At 46.8% G+C, this 16,738-nt stretch carries 17 protein-coding genes and 1 other RNA gene; 6 read left to right on the top strand and 12 right to left on the bottom strand.

The window, feature by feature from the left end:
• Positions 1-260: 260 nt before the first annotated feature.
• From QT974_RS15720 to folB, 5 genes are all read left to right on the top strand, one after another.
• Positions 261-1,550 (top strand): glutamate-5-semialdehyde dehydrogenase, encoded by a 1,290-nt coding sequence (locus QT974_RS15720; protein WP_333469396.1) that lies wholly within the window; start codon positions 261-263, stop codon positions 1,548-1,550.
• Positions 1,551-1,650: 100 nt separating this feature from the next.
• Positions 1,651-2,115: a hypothetical protein gene (locus QT974_RS15715; protein ID WP_333469395.1), complete on the top strand. Its 465-nt coding sequence runs from the start codon at positions 1,651-1,653 to the stop codon at positions 2,113-2,115.
• A complete protein-coding gene (locus tag QT974_RS15710) occupies positions 2,102-2,557 on the top strand; it encodes a hypothetical protein (RefSeq protein WP_333469394.1) in 456 nt (151 codons plus the stop codon). The genes QT974_RS15715 and QT974_RS15710 overlap by 14 nt, the downstream gene beginning before the upstream one ends.
• A gap of 119 nt (positions 2,558-2,676) precedes the next feature.
• Entirely contained in the window at positions 2,677-4,044 is a 1,368-nt protein-coding gene (locus QT974_RS15705) for a serine/threonine-protein kinase (RefSeq protein WP_333469393.1), read from the top strand.
• 128 nt (positions 4,045-4,172) lie between these two features.
• A complete protein-coding gene (gene folB, locus QT974_RS15700; protein ID WP_333469392.1) occupies positions 4,173-4,538 on the top strand; it encodes a dihydroneopterin aldolase in 366 nt (121 codons plus the stop codon).
• Between the two features lie 339 nt (positions 4,539-4,877).
• Here the strand turns inward: folB and nuoK are convergent, their stop codons facing one another.
• The 11 genes from nuoK to QT974_RS15645 all read right to left on the bottom strand — a co-directional run bounded on the left by nuoK (position 4,878) and on the right by QT974_RS15645 (position 15,703).
• Positions 4,878-5,183, bottom strand: coding sequence for an NADH-quinone oxidoreductase subunit NuoK (nuoK, locus tag QT974_RS15695; RefSeq protein ID WP_228042566.1), 306 nt, complete (start codon positions 5,181-5,183; stop codon positions 4,878-4,880).
• A 144-nt stretch (positions 5,184-5,327) separates the two neighbouring features.
• Positions 5,328-5,951 (bottom strand): NADH-quinone oxidoreductase subunit J, encoded by a 624-nt coding sequence (locus QT974_RS15690; protein ID WP_333469391.1) that lies wholly within the window; start codon positions 5,949-5,951, stop codon positions 5,328-5,330.
• A 214-nt stretch (positions 5,952-6,165) separates the two neighbouring features.
• The gene (gene ndhI, locus QT974_RS15685; RefSeq protein WP_333469390.1) at positions 6,166-6,744 is read right to left on the bottom strand and encodes an NAD(P)H-quinone oxidoreductase subunit I; all 579 of its coding nucleotides are present in this window, start codon (positions 6,742-6,744) and stop codon (positions 6,166-6,168) included.
• A gap of 248 nt (positions 6,745-6,992) precedes the next feature.
• Positions 6,993-8,111: an NADH-quinone oxidoreductase subunit NuoH gene (nuoH, locus tag QT974_RS15680; RefSeq protein WP_333469389.1), complete on the bottom strand. Its 1,119-nt coding sequence runs from the start codon at positions 8,109-8,111 to the stop codon at positions 6,993-6,995.
• Between the two features lie 645 nt (positions 8,112-8,756).
• Positions 8,757-9,147, bottom strand: a transfer-messenger RNA (tmRNA) gene (gene ssrA / locus QT974_RS15675).
• Positions 9,148-9,299: 152 nt separating this feature from the next.
• Positions 9,300-11,072: a serine/threonine protein kinase gene (locus tag QT974_RS15670; protein ID WP_333469388.1), complete on the bottom strand. Its 1,773-nt coding sequence runs from the start codon at positions 11,070-11,072 to the stop codon at positions 9,300-9,302.
• Between the two features lie 116 nt (positions 11,073-11,188).
• Positions 11,189-11,455 (bottom strand): Txe/YoeB family addiction module toxin, encoded by a 267-nt coding sequence (locus tag QT974_RS15665; protein ID WP_333469387.1) that lies wholly within the window; start codon positions 11,453-11,455, stop codon positions 11,189-11,191.
• On the bottom strand, positions 11,452-12,030 hold the full coding sequence (locus QT974_RS15660; RefSeq protein ID WP_333469386.1) for a type II toxin-antitoxin system Phd/YefM family antitoxin: 579 nt from the start codon (positions 12,028-12,030) through the stop codon (positions 11,452-11,454). The genes QT974_RS15665 and QT974_RS15660 overlap by 4 nt, the downstream gene beginning before the upstream one ends.
• 2 nt (positions 12,031-12,032) lie before the next feature.
• A complete protein-coding gene (locus tag QT974_RS15655) occupies positions 12,033-12,686 on the bottom strand; it encodes a S1 family peptidase (protein WP_333469385.1) in 654 nt (217 codons plus the stop codon).
• Positions 12,687-12,878: 192 nt separating this feature from the next.
• Entirely contained in the window at positions 12,879-14,864 is a 1,986-nt protein-coding gene (locus tag QT974_RS15650) for an ArnT family glycosyltransferase (protein WP_333469384.1), read from the bottom strand.
• A gap of 263 nt (positions 14,865-15,127) precedes the next feature.
• Complete coding sequence (locus QT974_RS15645) at positions 15,128-15,703, bottom strand: hypothetical protein (protein ID WP_333469383.1); 576 nt, start codon at positions 15,701-15,703, stop codon at positions 15,128-15,130.
• Between the two features lie 402 nt (positions 15,704-16,105).
• Here QT974_RS15645 and QT974_RS15640 point away from each other — a divergent pair, with 402 nt between their 5' ends.
• Positions 16,106-16,438, top strand: coding sequence for a DUF565 domain-containing protein (locus tag QT974_RS15640; protein ID WP_333469382.1), 333 nt, complete (start codon positions 16,106-16,108; stop codon positions 16,436-16,438).
• 31 nt (positions 16,439-16,469) lie between these two features.
• On the opposite strand, the gene QT974_RS15635 is transcribed toward QT974_RS15640, so the two are convergent.
• Positions 16,470-16,738, bottom strand: a 269-nt coding sequence (locus tag QT974_RS15635; RefSeq protein ID WP_333469381.1) for a hypothetical protein, incomplete at its 5' end; no start/stop codon positions are given.

Genomic DNA, 16,738 nt, shown 5'->3' with positions numbered 1-16,738 from the left:
CGAAGCATGACCGCAGATAAGTTATTAGTTATAATCCCATATTCACTACGGTCATACTGGGTGCATCTGGTTTTTGAAGAGGGCGAAGCATGACCGCAGATAAGTTATTAGTTATAATCCCATATTCACTACGGTCATGCTTCGCCCCTACAAACATATTTGCCCAAGTTGAGATGCACCCGATCGCCCTCAACTGTCAACTGTCAACTGTCAACTGTCAACTGTCAACTGTCAACTGTCAACTATCAACTGTCAACTGAATGAACGCCATGTCGATTATTGAAATTGCCCAAAAAACGCGCCAAGCTGCTAGGAAATTGGCAGTTTTGTCCGCAGATGCCAAAAATCAAGCCATTGAAGCGATTGCTAAAGCTTTAGAAGCTGCTGCGCCGGACATTTTGGCGGCGAATGCGGCCGATCGCGCGGCTGCTGAGATTGATGGCATTGCCAAACCGTTGTACGATCGCCTAAAGTTGGACGAGAGCAAGTTGCAAAGTGCGATCGCGGGTGTGCGCGACGTTGCTAAACTCCCAGAGGCGATCGGTGCCGTGCAAATCCACCGCGAATTAGACACAGGATTAATTCTGAAGCGCGTTACCTGTCCTTTAGGCGTTTTAGGGATTATTTTTGAAGCGCGCCCAGAAGCCTTAATTCAGATAGTATCCTTGGCAATCAAATCCGGCAACGGCGTCATTCTCAAAGGCGGCAAAGAAGCCGTCCGTTCCTGCGAAATCCTGACAAAAGTCATCCATCAAGCATTAGCAGAAACAGCAGTCAATCCTGAAGCAGTGCAGTTGCTAACCACGCGGGAAGAAACAATCGAACTGCTAAAAATGGATGAATACGTAGACCTAATTATTCCCAGAGGTTCTAATTCATTCGTGCGTTTCGTCCAGGAAAATACCCGGATTCCCGTCTTGGGACACGCCGACGGAGTTTGTCATTTGTACGCAGACAAAGCAGCGGACATTCACAAAGCAGTAGAGATTGCTGTCGATGCCAAAACGCAGTATCCCGCCGCCTGCAACGCCATTGAAACCTTGTTAGTTCACAGGGATATTGCCCATGATTTCCTACCCGCTGTCGCCCAAGCTTTGCAGCAGAAACAAGTCGAACTGCGGGGAGACGAACCAACTCGCGCCATCTTGGACATTGCCGAAGCAAATGAAGCGGATTGGTCTACAGAATACAGCGATTTAATTTTATCAATCAAAATCGTAGACTCTGTGGAAGACGCTATTAATCACATCAATACTTACGGTTCCAGACATACGGATGCGATCGTTACCGAAGACAGCGAAGCCGCCGAAACATTTTTAAGTCAAGTCGATGCAGCCGGAGTTTATCACAATTGTTCGACTCGATTTGCTGACGGTTTTCGCTACGGTTTCGGGGCAGAAGTCGGGATTAGCACGCAGCAAATGCCACCTCGCGGGCCTGTTGGTTTAGAGGGGTTGGTAACATATAAATATCGAGTGGTTGGAGATGGTCATATTGCTGCTAGTTATGTGGGTAAAGATGCGAAGGGGTTTACGCATCGCGAGTTGTAGACTAGAAAAGTGGGATCGTCCCGCTTGTGATGAGCGATCGTGATGAACGGCACTGCTATACTGAATCTATACCCTTCGCAATCGCGCCCGGAGGCAAAAAATGTCTGCTGCAATTACCATTAACCCCTATGAAATTAGGCAAATATCCCAACCGCATACAGTAAGTCAGTCAAGGTTGCGATCGATCGCCCAAAACACTGAGGCTCTAGCAACAGCAGTAGAGAATAAGTGGGAGGACTTGGACGATCGGGAGCGTGAGTTACTTAAAGCTCTGATTTATGCCTCAATTATCAATCAAGACGGTAATCAAGGGTTTTTTGCTTCTCTGCGAACAAGGCTGTCACTAGCTTGGATGCTAATCTGCGGTGAAACAGATGTTCTGGCTGACTACTTCAGGGCCTTAATCCGTCTAAAAAATGCTGTACTTGGAGCGATCGAAAGAGAGCACCCAGATTATGAGCAAACAATGGCTGAAGTTGTGCAGGAAGCTTTGGCTCAATCGGATGCTCGTCCTGCAATGACACCCGATGAGTTTTGTGAGTGGCTAAGCAGTGTTTCGGATTAATCCATCTGATAAATTTAAGCGTTCCTACAAAGAGCTTCTGAAGCGTCATTATAAAGGTGAGAAAGCTAAGAAAGTTTTTCAGGATTGTGTTGCACAAATTCTCAGAAATTTAAGTAGCAATCCTTTTCTTCCTGATTCTTTCGCTGAAAAATTGCCCGGAAGTTTGAGCAAACCGGAGGAATGGGAATTCCGAAAGTATTATTTTGATATGCCCAATTTACGGGGTGCTGCGGGCGAAGGAAGACTTATGTACTTGGTCGATCGTACTCAAAGTGTAATTGAGCTGGCATGGATATATACACACAGTGAGTTTCCCAAGCGTCCTCCTGACAAGAATTTAAAGCAATTGCTTGCAGAGCTTATTGAGTCACAGCCAGAGGAGGAAAACTTGTCAGATTCAAATGATGATGAGGGAGAGTCTACACGATCGAACGATCGATAAAACTATTGAGTAGAGAATGGATATAGCTCGATCGATCGCCCTCACAGCCAACCAAACTTAGCTACAAAAAGCTATACCGTGCCCCGCGACTCCCCAAATCGAACAATCCGTCCTGTTTTATGCCCAACCCTTCCCCCCTAGCCCCAGGTTCAACCCTCGAAAAACGCTACCGCATCCTCCGCGAATTAGGCCGCGGTGGTTTCGGGCGCACTTACCTCGCAGAAGATATCAACCGCTACGGCGAACAATGCGTGCTCAAAGAGTTCTCTCCGGTGGTTCAAAGCCCGAAAGCAGCCGAATTGTTCGATCGCGAAGCGAGTATGCTTTACAACCTCCAACACCCGCAAATCCCCCGCTTTCGAGAACTCCTGCGCACCGATTTGGGCGGTAATCCATCTTTATTTTTAGTTCAAGACTACATCCCCGGTCAAACCTACGAAGAAATACTTATATCCCGCCAGCAGCAAGGTAAAAATTTTACCGAAGCCGAAGTTACTCAACTGCTATTTCAGCTTTTACCAGTTTTAGAATACATTCATTCCCGCAATTTAATTCACCGCGATGTTTCGCCCGACAACATCATTGAGCACAGTGTTGACAAACTGCCCTTTTTAATTGACTTCGGTTCTGTCAAGCAAATCGCAGCAACGGCCGTATTTCAGTTTAGCGGACAAGCTGCAACGGCGATCGGCAAACAAGGTTATTCGCCCATGGAACAAATGCGACACGGGAAAGTTTCGGCGGCTAGCGATTTGTACGCTTTAGCTGTCACGGCTTTGGTACTGCTAAGCGGCAAAAAGCCTCAAAAATTCTACGATATCCATAACAGAACTTGGGATTGGCGATCGCACGTCACCGTCAGTCCCAACCTGGGAACCGTGTTAGATAAGATGCTAGCAGAACCACCGGGCGATCGCTACCAATCCGCAAAAGAAGTCCGCGAAGCCCTCAAAGATCCCAAATTATCTCAAATTGGCAACATCATCTCCCAAATGGTGACGATGAACTTTGTCGGGCGCCCCTTCAGAAACAGCACTCAAACGGCTACCAACCACCATCCTCCCGTACTACAAACCCATCAAGTAGTTAACAGCAACACCAGCAAATTTAAATTAATTCCGTGGAAAACCCTAGCGAGTTTAAGCGTAGTTTTATTGCCGGGAATTCTCGCTTTTAGTGCTGTTAAATCTGGTTTTACACTACCCAAACTGCCTGATTTACCTAAAATTCCTGAACTTCCACATTTTCCCGATACCTCCTTAGATACAGAAATAGCTAGACAAGAAAAAATTGGCCAGCGCCGCAAAAATCTTAATATTGACAAGGAAATATTTTATCAAAAAGTGGATGAATTGTTTTACAATAAATATCCCGAACTACAAGGTCGGAGCTTGACAGACAAGCCAGAAGATGCAGGAATTAGAGAAAAATGGTGCCAAGTTGCCGAGGATTTTCTGGACAGGTTGGAGAAGGGAGAAAAATTTTGATATTTAAGATAAAATAAAAGCGATCGAACCGCAGACGGCGCAGAAAACGCAGATAATAGAGAGGACAGATAAATTTCTTTGAATCGATGTAAATTGGTATAGGCAACTTACTTTTAGTTTATTTCACAATGGATTGTATTCAACTTACAGGAATTCGCTGCTACGGCTACACGGGCTATCTGCCGGAAGAGCAAGTGTTGGGACAGCGGTTTGAGGTGGATGTCACTCTCTGGCTAGATTTGTCGAAGGCTGGAAAAAGTGATGATATTGAACATACTCTGGATTATCGCAGTGCCATTACTCTGATTCAAGAGTTAGTCAAAAACTCCAAGTTTTTATTGATCGAACGGTTAGCAGATACTATTGTCCAAGCGCTTTTAGAACTGCCTTTAGTCGAAAAAGTTAAAGTACAGCTTTCAAAACCAGCCGCTCCCATCCCCGACTTCGGCGGCAAAATCACTCTAGAAATTAGTAGAACCAAAGACACTAATTAACTGGTTGCGAGTAAGGACACCCAGTGCCGCTCCCCTACAAGTATAATTTGAGTCTGCTGGCGCACGCAGACCTCAGAAACCCGGTTTCTTCATAAATTTATCGCTACTAAACGCAAAACTCGTAGAAACCGGGTTTCTAGCCCCACGGGTAATCCTTGAAACTGTCAGAAGTGTTCACTAATGACTAATAACTAATCACCCTTCGACTGAGTGGAAGCGTGAACTTCGACGGAGCTGTAATTAAACCCAGCCGAAGTTCAACCACAAGTCAAACTACAGGGCAACGCTAATGACTAATGACTAATGACTAATGACTAATGACTAACAACTAATGACTAATTACCACTTCAGCAGATTAAACTCTTCCATGTCTACGGTATTGCGGTTGCGGTAAATCGCCAAGACGATCGCCAAACCAACAGCAGCCTCAGCAGCCGCAACCGTTACTACAAAAACAGTAAATACTTGACCTTTAATCTGTACGGGGTCAAGATAGTTAGAAAAACCCATCAGGTTGAGATTGACTGCATTCAGCATCAACTCGATCGACATCAACACGCGCACTGCATTTCGGCTGGTAATCAAACCGTAAATACCAATGCAGAAAAGTGCAGCAGCTAATAGCAGGAAATACTGGAGTTGCAGTTGCATAAGTTTTTGGAGTTGCTCTCAATCAAAATTAGTACAAAACAGGCAGATAGAGGACTTGCACACAGAAATTTGGTTTCTCGCATGAGGTGCGCACTGCGCACCCTACAAAGAAGTAGATGCGCAATGTGCAGCCTACAATTACTTTGTTTCCGATGAAGAAACATCACCTGCTGAAACTAATTCGCGGGGGCGTTCCGCCAAACTAAAAGCTGGTGTATCTGAGGAATTTGTTGACAGTTCATCCGCAAAGAAATCGCGGCGCGCCAACACAATTGCTCCTACCATTGCCATTAACAAAAACACTGATGCTAACTCGAAAGGTAGCAAATAGTCGGTGAAAAAGTGTTTGGCGATCGTGACAATCGAACTTTCGGCAGGTGCTCCCGTCGTTGTCACGATCGCCCAAGGAGTAGACACTACCATCGTACCCAACAGCGCAAACAAACCAGCACAAACGACTGCGGTTGCGACTTGACGCACCCAAGCATTAGGAATTGTGCGGAAATCTTCTCGTTTGTTTACCAACATGATGGCAAACAAAATTAAGACGTTAACAGCGCCAACATAAATTAAGATTTGCGCTGCTGCGACAAAATCAGCATTCAGCAAGAGGTACAAACCTGCAATGCTGGTAAATACGCCGCACAGCAAGAATGCTGAGTAAACGATGTTGGAGAATAGGACTACTCCTAATGCTCCGCCAATCATCATTATTGACAGTATGCCAAATGAAACAATTTGAACCCCTTCGGCTAGATTCACAATTTTTAATCCTTTGTTAATTGGGCATTGGGCATTGGGCATTGGGCATTGGGCATTGGGCAAACAGGGAATTGGGAATTGGGAATTGGGAATTGGGCATTGGTTATTTGTTATTTGTTATTAGAGAAACGACTAACTACTAACTATTAACTACTAACGATGCCCCATGCCCATGCCCCATGCCCCATGCCCCATGCCCCATGCCCCATTCCCCTTACTTATTTTCCTTAATTTCCTCTGGGCGGAGACCAGCGCGGCGATCGGTGTAGGAAACTTCATGAGGGTCGATCGCACCTTTCGGCAAATAAGCGAATTCCCGCAACGGTGTCACCATCGGATCGTCTGTAACCTTGTAGGGTAAACGTCCGAGAGCCACGTTGTCATAATTCAACTCGTGACGTTCGTAAGCCGCTAACTCGTATTCTTCTGTCATCGACAAACAATTTGTCGGACAATATTCTACACAGTTGCCGCAGAAGATGCACACACCGAAATCGATACTGTAGTGCTTGAGCTGTTTCTTCTTAGTTTCTTTGTTAAATTCCCAATCCACCACAGGCAAATTGATCGGACAAACTCGAACGCAGACTTCGCAGGAGATGCACTTGTCAAATTCAAAGTGAATTCTGCCCCGGAAACGTTCGGAAGGAATTAGTTTCTCGTAAGGATACTGCACCGTAATCGGGCGGCGTCTCATGTGATCGAAAGTCACGCCTAGCCCTTGACCGATATACTTGGCAGCTTGAAGAGTCTCTTTGGCGTATTCGCCTACTTGATTGAGGAATTTTAGCATCGTGTTCTCTCTCTGTACTTAAGTTTTTGGTAATTGCTAATTGATAATAGGTAATTGGTTAACAGCACATTGCGATTAGCTATTATACCAATTTAATGGGTCATTGCAGATATCTCGATCCCCCTCGCAGACCCCTTAAAAAGGGGGACTTTGAATTCTTGCTCCCCCTTTTTAAGGGGGCTGGGGGGATCGGATTCTATGCAGCGCAGCCTCATAAAGAATTGGTATTACCCTTTACCTATTATAAATTAACCGCCAAAAGCAAAGGGAAAGGCAAGCTTCAAAGCTGCGGTCAATAGTAAATTAACTAAAGCAACGGGAAGCAAAAACTTCCATCCCAAATTGAGCAATTGGTCGATCCGAACTCGGGGCAGAGTCCAGCGCAGCAGCACTGCCAGAAACAGGAAAAAGTAGGCTTTGAGCATGGTCATTGTAATGCCCAACGTGCCGGTAATTACTTGCAACCAAGGAGTCGTCTCGCTCAATCCCAAGGCATTGGTGATGGCTCCGACAGGAATCGGGCATTCCCAGCCGCCGAGGTACAAAACGGCTACTAGCAGGCAAGAAAGGACGAGGTTAACGTAGGAAGCGATGTAGTACAAAGCAAATTTCATGCCTGTGTACTCAGTCTGATATCCTGCTACCAATTCTTCTTCTGCTTCAGGAAGGTCAAAGGGCAACCGTTCGCATTCTGCGAGGGCTGCGATCCAGAAAATCAGGAAACCTGCGGGTTGTCGCCAGACGTTCCAGCCGATGATGCCGTAGCCGGCTTGTTGGTGTACGATGTCGATCGTACTTAAGCTGTTGGACATCATCACAACTGCCAATACTGCCAAAGCTAGGGGAATTTCGTAGCTGAGGGATTGAGCAGCGGCTCTGAGTCCGCCGAGGAGAGCGTATTTGTTGTTAGAAGCATAGCCCGACATCAGTAAGCCGATCGGCTGAATGCTAGAAAGAGCAATCCAGAGAAATATCGCTGTCCCCATATCGGCGATCAGCATATGCTCTCCGAAGGGCACGATCAAGTAGGACAGAAACACTGGAATCACGACAATTACCGGGCCGAGCGTGAACAGCAGCGCGTCAGCTTTTGCCGGTACAATGTCTTCTTTGAATACCAACTTCAAACCGTCGGCTACGGGTGCGAGCACTCCCAGAGGGCCGATAAATTCGGGGCCAATCCGCTGTTGAGCGGCGGCGGAAATTTTCCGCTCTAGCCAGACGCTAGTCAGTACCCCGAATACAGCACCGACAATCATCAGCAACATCGGCAGCGGTAGCCAAAGCACATGGGCGATGTCGGCAGGTAAGCCCAAATTGATGAGGGCTTCTACGAAACTTCCTTGTAAGTCAATTCCTGGGTTCATGTTTCCAGCTTTTGAGCGATCGCCATATAATTTTTCACCCGTCCTTCGTAGGAGTAGGCTTAGAGAGCGGGGACTTTGTAAAGATTTTTAATGCTTTACCGCCTAATAGTATATCGCCGCACAGCCTCGAAGAACGCACGGATGGGTGAAGTTCTAATTATCTGATCCCCTAAGCTGGCTAATGGGTTGGTAACTTATACGATTTGAGATTTGAGATTGTAGGGTGCGTCATTTGTGGATGTAGCACGAAAAACTAGGGTTTTCTCCGACGGGGCACCTTATACCATTTATAAAAAAGCTTGCTTAAGACAAAAATATTGGCGGAGTGAAACGGAGGGTTGCTTCCACGGGCCCTTCAAAAGAACAGGTGCGGATCTATGAGATTGTCGATCTTTTTTGAGGATTGTCGATGTATCCGCACCCTACGGTTACTGACGCACAAATACCAAAGAAACCGAGTTTTTATGGGTTTCTGCCAGTTGTAACGAAGTTTTCTCGTAAAAACCCGGTTTCTGACTACCGGCGCGTAAGTTCTATGAGCGAGATATAGCCCAAACAAAAAGGGCAGAGAATTAATTCTCTGCCCTTTTCATGCTTTAAAGTAACTTTCAAATGGTTTGAACCATTGATTTTACGCTACCTTTTTTATGGAACTGGGCAGAATCGAACTGCCGTCCAAAGCGGGTATTTACCTTCCGATCGTTCACAGGTTTATCCCCTCTGATCCTCGGGGCGGGAACCATCTTTATCCTAAATGGGAGGATTTTCTAGTGATTGCTTTCCCGGCTAGACGACTAGAAACGTTTAGCTAGGGCATCCGTTGGGGGTTGTTATGCTGCCTTTAACGGAGTTAAGCGGCATACACTCTGAACCAAGCTAGAGAAGTTTTTAGGCTACAGCTACGGCTTTGCGAGCGAAAGGAACGATGTTGTTCGCATTTACTATTTTTTTTGAGCCGATATTAACGAGAGTAGACTCCCTCTCGACCTGCATCACGGAGCAGCTTTCGCCACCCTGTCGAAACCATTACAGTCCCTCGTGTTAGCTTTCCTATTATAGACAAGATTTTTTGTCAAGTCAAGTTGATTTGGGATTTTCCATTGCGGATTCAAGAAACCGGGTTTTTATGGGTTTCTGCAAGTTGTGACGCGTATTCTCGCAAAAACCCGGTTTCTGACTACCAGTGCGTTAATGCAAATTTTCCTCCCAGACGCCGATGTAAATTCGATCGCGCTCATTGCGTTCGATCGTCCCTTCCAGCGAACCCTTCCTAAACGTAAACCGATTGGTGCGACGCTGCTGCACGTCTCTAAACCCTTGCAAAATATCGCGATCGGCGCCGCCGACCATGCCGTTTAAGGCGGTTCGGACTACCAAATCGTCCACCGTTGGGGCAAAAGAACCCTCTGTTTGCACCAGCTTACCGGAATCGCGATCGTAAATATAGCCGAGAGTCACCCGGTTCGGCAGCAATTCATAGAGTGCGGTGCGAGTATTGGGCCAATAGCCGCGGGATTGAGAGTCCGTGGGATCTCCCAGTGCACTTACAATTTGACTTTCCGGCGTACCAACGGCAAACCCTGGGATAGTGGGAGTCTTCTGATAACCCGTTCCTGGTTGTTCGCTGGGTGGCGGCGATCGATCGGGCGGCAATTGCTTGTCAACCAGTTTTTCCGCTGGTGTGGGTTGGGCAGCCTCAGGTGTTGGCGCTGGAGTTGGCGCTGGAGTTGGTGCTGGAGTTGGTGCTGGAGTTGGAGTTGGAGTTGGTGCTGGAGTTGGAGTTGGAGTTGGGGCTGGAGTTTCAGCAGCAGGCGGCGGAGTTTCGCGCTCGATCGGGCGAATTGGTGCGGGTGTGGGGGCGGGAATTGGTGCGGGGCCCGTGCGCGCTTCTGGATCTGCGGGGGTGGAAGTGCGATCGTCCTTTTTCGCTACGGGTGTCGGATCGGGAGACTGCCGGTTGAGGAAAACCCTCGCCACACCGACTAAACCCGCAACCATCAGGGCGATCGCCACCAACCCCAAAATCCACCAAACCTTGCGGTTGCCGGAGCCATTCGTCACCACAGCAGGCGCTGTTCTCACATTCGCAGGCGACTGAGGGCCGTGTCCCGGCATCACCGCCAGCGTCGGCCCGGTATCCGACCCTGCACCCTGCCCGTGCAGCAGCGACAGCCACTCATCCACGCTAGCAGGGCGATTTTGAGCCTCTACCGTCATCCCCCGCATCACTGCTTGACTCACAGTCACACCTAAGTCAGGCCGCAAGTCGCGGGGTGAAGGCATCGGCTGGCTGGTGCGCAAAATGGCAGCCACCGGCACCCTGGCTGTGAGCAAAGTGTAAAGCGTCGCCGCTAGCCCGTAAACATCGGTAGCGGGCGTATATTTTCCTTGGGCGAAATACTGTTCTGGCGGTGCGTAACCGTCGGACACCATATTAGTGTGACTTTGGGTTGCGCCTGCTGTAAACTCGCGGGCAATGCCAAAATCGATCAGCACGACTTCTTGAGTACCTTGGCGCAGCAGGATGTTCTGCGGCTTGATATCTCGGTGCAGCAAACCCTTTTGATGAACTGCTTTCAAAGCAGCCCCAATTTGAGTGATGTAGAGAATTGCCAGATTTTCTGGGAGGGGATTGTTTGAACCGACTACATCGCCCAAATTCTGACCGGCTATGTAGTCCATTACCATGTAAGGCTGTCCGTCTTCAATAAAGAAGTCGCTGACGCGGACTATATTCGGATGGACGCAAGAAGCTAATCGCCTCGCTTCGTCTTGAAATTTGCGATCGAACTCGGCAAATTTGGGATCGCGCCGCAGAGATTCGTTGAGGGTTTTAATCACCACGGGCTGTCCTAAATAGCGGTGATTTGCTCTGAAGGTAATTCCAAAGCCACCTCTTCCCAATTCTTGTTCTAGGGTATATTTTCCGCCCTGTAAACTTTTGCCGATTAGTGCGTCCATAGATTCAGGCGATCGCGTACCAGATAATATGGCTGATTATTGCACGTATGGTTAGCGAAGTTACCACTCTAAAGGGCGATCGCACTACTCCTGTATTGCTTAACCTGTGAGAAACACTACTCATCATAATGCGTCCACATCCGCAAAATTTTTACCGTATTCTCTGACTCAATCACCTCGTACACCAGACGGTGCTGAATGTTGATTCGCCGTGAATATGCACCTTCCAAATCTCCCACCAATTTCTCGTAGGGTGGCGGATTCTGAAACGGATTGCTTTGAATGATGTCCATTAACTCTTGCGCTTTGTCTCGTAAATTGCTAGAAGCCAGCTTTTTGGCATCTTTCTGTGCCTGCTTGGTATAGACTATATTCCAACTCACCACTTCAACTCCCGATCGCACTCCTCAATTGGCGTTGCCAGTCCTTCCCGAATCGATTCCCGCATCCCAGGTATTGACAGAAGATACAGTGTTTCTTGTACCGATGTCCAGTCAGATTCAGACAATAACGCTGCATTGCTAGTTTCTCCTGCAATCACAACCGCTCTATCCGCAATCTTACTCATTGTCATTAATTCAAGAACAATTACAGGCATGACGTAGGCTGCTGCTATACCTATTGCTGGGGCAATTGCTGCTGAAACAGAACTCACAAAAGTTTTTTGTAGTACCTCTGACGAAGAAACTAGCCGTTGTTGTTCATCAGCATATTTTTCATTGCCACTTAAGAATTTTTCAATTTCATCGCGGACTTTTTCAATAAATACATTTTTTGCTTGTTCTGCTCCTAATGGGAATGTGTTCTCTGGCATTGCATTGAGCCACTGTTTCGCTGCCTCTTCGTAAGAGTTAGTGGAATCCACTAGCTGCTTTATCCTATTTTGTTGGTATTTAGGCAGCGTTGCGAGCCACTCTTCACTGTCAATCTGAAATACTTGTGCTAATTTATTTTCCATATCTACAACATTTCCCTAACGTACTCAACAGAGACCGCATGAGTAGTTTGATGGAGGGTATGCGGATCTACCCCACCCAATGAAATACCACCTCCACCACCTGGAGCATAGGACCCAATTAGAATAGCAACTACTGTAGTAGTGTATGCAGAGAATATAGGGCTTCCAGATTGACCTGGGCGAGCCTGAGTATTCAGCACGACGTGCTTGGTTTTGACTACTCCATTTTTAATTAAGATTCTTGCACCGATCTCAGTTCGTTGATGAGTAAGTACCAATCTCCCATGATCTGCGTGAGGATAACCAAAAATATCAACAACACTGCTCACGTTTAGAATATCCGTGCTACCTATTGATAGGTTAGAAGACAGCTCAATATCAGCCGACAAAATACACAAATCTGTGAAGGGATCAATAGCTTCAATGCGAACTGGAATTACCTGAACTTGAGAATCAGAAGTATCTTGATAGTCCTCTATCGAATTGTAATTTCTTAGAACCACGACTAGATTCTGGTCATCTTTATTAGTAACATGGGCAGCAGTAACAAACCTTCCTGGACTATTTAGTAGAGTCGCTGTACCAAGCAACTGTACCCCGTTTGCTCCTGTTCGTCCCACCGCAAATACTATGTTTGCTAAAGCTGAGTATGACATTTTACTTTGGGCGATTTAAGTATGAACTTGCCATATCACTATCAATCATACCGCAACTGTGGTATAACACTCTCGTGTAGATATTATACCACATTTTCGCCAAAGTTATGTTTCTAAGCCGATCGGATTGTACCGCAATTTCAATGTCATGCCGGGTCTGACGATCGATCGCCAAAACCGCAGTACAATACACTAATTCAAAAACGCTTTTCTCGGAACCCTTGCTAGTTGGTACGCGCCGCGACTGTCCAACAACTGATATTGATTGGGTTCCAATCCGAATTCCACAAACTTGTGGGGATATCCCAACACTAGAATTGTCGGAGAAGTGTGGTTGTTCGATTCCTCGATGTAGTCCTTCGCCCCTCTGGGAAGTCGGTAGAAAGTCACCGGATTTTGGGTGTAAAAAACTAAACTCGGTTTCCAGAAACCAATCATCATCAACTCTTCTCCCGGCAGTTTTTGTTGGAGAACAACCTTTGCTAACTCTCTCAGAGGTAACTGGCGGTTGATATCGACCAAATTGTAGGCGGGAGTCAGACCAAAAATGATAAATGCTACAAACCCGATAAAGTTAACAACCAAAATCCAGCGTTGTTGACGTTTCCAGAGTAAAAGTGCGATCGCCCCAGCCGCCGTTATCCAAATTGCACCGCCCACATTCAGCAATCCCGACTGCTGAATTGCTTCTGGAAAATTGGGCATGGCCGGGTCATCTCCCAGCCAGTGGTAGCAGTAAAAAGTTGCTCCGGCTATAATCAGTAAAAATACGATATTGAAAATGTATGTAACTAACAGCCCTCGTGGTAAAGCATTTGGTTTTTTATTTAACTTTCCGGGTCTGTTTTGTGGTTCCTTATCTGCAACGATATCACTCCATAGTAGCGTTACCAAAATCGCAGCGGCAGGCAGTAAAGGCAATACATAACTCGGCAATTTTGTCACCGAAATCGTGAAAAAGCTAAAGATGCAGCCGAACCAAAATAGGGCAAATAAACTCAATTGTGCCGATCGCGCTTGACGGCGCCAATAACTGCGCTGCCAAAAACGGGTACGCGCGATCGCCATTGGCAAATAAATTGACCAAGGCGCAAAACCAACCAGCACTACAAAAAAGTAAAAATACCAAGGCGCCGAATGTTTGTTGACTACTCCAGTAAAACGCTGGAAATTGTGATAGCCGAAAAAGCTGTCAATATAAGTTTGACCGTTGGCTAATATAACGAGAATAAACCAAGGCAGGGCGATCGCCAAAACAATCAAAATTCCCGACAGCGGACGCATTTCGCGCCAAAGTTGCCGAAAATTTCCCAAATACAGCCCGAAGCTACCAATAATCATCGCTGGGACGACAATTCCCACAGGCCCCTTAGCCAAAATTGCTAAGCCAATTAGTACGTAACAAGTCACATACCATTTATTCGGAAATCGCCCAGCAGAAACAGTATAAAATTCTGCTTTTTGTCTCTGTTCTTCTAGCGTGTAACCGAGAAAAAATGCCAGAAGTGACGAACAAATACAGGCAACTAATAGCATATCAGAAACGCCAGTCCGCCCCCAGGCAATAGTTTGGGGATTTAAAGCTATTAATGCCGCACCAATCCAAGGAGTAGAAAGAAACAGCCGGAGATTGGGAGATTGGGAAAATACTCCCTCGGACTTCTCCGCTACATCCGCTACATCCGCTAAAAAATCCGTTGCCGAACTTCTTCCGGTTACATCCGCTAAATCCGCTACATCCGTTACAGAATCCGTTGCCGAACTTCCTTCTGTTTTCGATAGAGTGTAGAATCCGAGGCAAGTCAGGGCGATCGCGCACAAGGCGGAGGGAAGGCGCACAGCCCACTCGTTAGCGCCCAGAGTACGGTAAGCCACCGCCATCAACCAATAAATCAACGGCGGTTTGTCAAACCTGGTTTCGCCGTTGAAAAAAGGAGTGATCCAATCTCCTGTGACAGTCATTTGACGGGCGGCTTCAGCAAACAGCGGTTCGGTTTCGTCAACTAAGCCGATGTTACCGAGATTCCACAAGAAAGCTACTCCTGCGATCGCGCCCAGCCACAGCACCGATAGCAACAAAGGTAACTTCGGCCGATGCCTGTAATATTCTGACAAATTTTTAATAACTTCCTTCACCCAAACTTCCTGCGATTTTAGATTTAAAATTTTAACTCGCATAGAAGTCTACCGAAAAATTGCCTTCTCGAAACTGGGAATTCGATCGAATCCGGTTCAACTCAAATCTGGCACCGTTCTCAACAATAGCTGAGCAACCGGGTTTCTCAACCAAAATATCGGGGCGCACCTAAGTAAAATCCAGTTAATCAAACGTCACATATCGCTGAATCCAGCTTGCTATCTATGCCTTCTTCCTTCTTCCGACTTCGATCGGACTGACATCCGTTACATCCGTTACAGAATCCGTTGCCGAACTTCTTCCTTCAATGCTGCAAAGTTAATTGCCATTCCCTGGCTGTGGCATTCCAAGCGGGCGAGGCTGTCTCCCCGGCGACGTAAGGCCCCCAGTAACGCCGAGAACCATCCTGAGCAAAAACCACCAAAATGTCTCCCTGTTTGATTTGTAACTTGCCCTCAGGCAGCGATAGCATCAGTCCCTTGCCGCCGCCTTCCCCCGGTGCAAAATCCCAGTGTGCCGGTTTTCCGTAGGATTTCTGGGCTTGTCGTTTCGACAGCAGGGCGACTCGCACCGGGTGTTCGCTGCGGTTGCTGACGCGCAAACTGCCGGTGGCTGTGCCATTGACAGGGATTGAGGATGAGGAATTGTTGTCTTCCTCAGGTTCTGGGGGTAAGTCGGGTTTGAGCTTGCTAGCGGTGTTTGTGGAATCTGTGGCGACTCTGGAAACGGCGGGTGTTCGGGGGAGTGCGGTGGCTGCTGAGGGCAAATCGCTCGATCGAGTTGCACCGTTGGAGATGGTGATTTCAAAACGTCCGAGAAACATTCCTGTAATTAGGACGATCGTCGCTCCAATTAATATCTGGTAAGTGTTAAGTTTCATACATTTTATGCTTAAACGATAGGCTGCATACCCGCAATTAGTCATAACTATCTTTAATGTAGAACCCGGGGCTGCTGTGCCACAAGATGAAGCTACACTTAATTACTTGACTGTTCCCAGCGATAAATGGGCGATCGCACAATACCATCTTAGATGTTAAATTTTAGATTTTAGATGGCAGCATACTCACCCCGGTCAAGATTTGGAGTTGTTGGCGATCGATATTTTTTAACCCCGCCCAAAAACAGCTACAAACCCCGATACTCTAAAGGAGCAAGCCAAAAATTTGAGATTCTTCGACAAACGAGCGGGCAACGCTCCTGTTCAATATCCCAGATTCAATCCTGCAAGTAAATCTAAAATTTAAAATCGACTGACTCAGGGCGACAACTTTTAACTTCTATGCAGAATACCCGAATTAACAGATTGATTGATGTTCTAGGCGAGCAATTCGCACGCTGGGCGAGCAATCCTTGGCGGCGGATTTCACTCCTGCTCATTAGTTTGCTGTTCGGCACTTTTTTGGGAACAGCTATTTCGACGATCGCCGGACAATCGGCTGATTGGGATATTATTGCTGCGGGGCTGTTGGTGTTAGTCACGGAGTTGGTGAACCGGCTGGTTTACGGCAGCAGGAAGCAGCTAGCCACTTCTTTATCGGTGGAAATGCTTAATGCTCTCAAAATTGGTCTCACTTACAATTTATTTGTAGAAGCTTTCAAACTTGGCTCTTAAAAAATAGTAAAATATTTGTCAGTTGCAGAGATTACTTGCCTAAAATCTGCCTCGACTTAGAAAGTTTTGATATTAGTTTAAAAAAATAATTCCCGTCCGCACAGCTTGCCAACTCGTGCGTAATTCTTAAATTATTAAATCCTATCGTGTCCGCCCGATTAATCGCAGTAAAATTCGTTGGTAGTGCGGACACTCCCGACGCACTACCAACCATTTTTGTTATGGTAATCGACGGGACATAATATGGGTGCAGCGGATGAGTGCAAGGCAAATATGTTTGTAGGGGCGAAGCATGACCGT

The organism is Microcoleus sp. BM001215392, assembly GCF_036700185.1.
Classification (GTDB): domain Bacteria; phylum Cyanobacteriota; class Cyanobacteriia; order Cyanobacteriales; family Microcoleaceae; genus Microcoleus.
The sequence above is the reverse complement of the archived record's forward strand: the minus strand, read 5'-3'. Positions and strand labels throughout refer to the sequence as shown.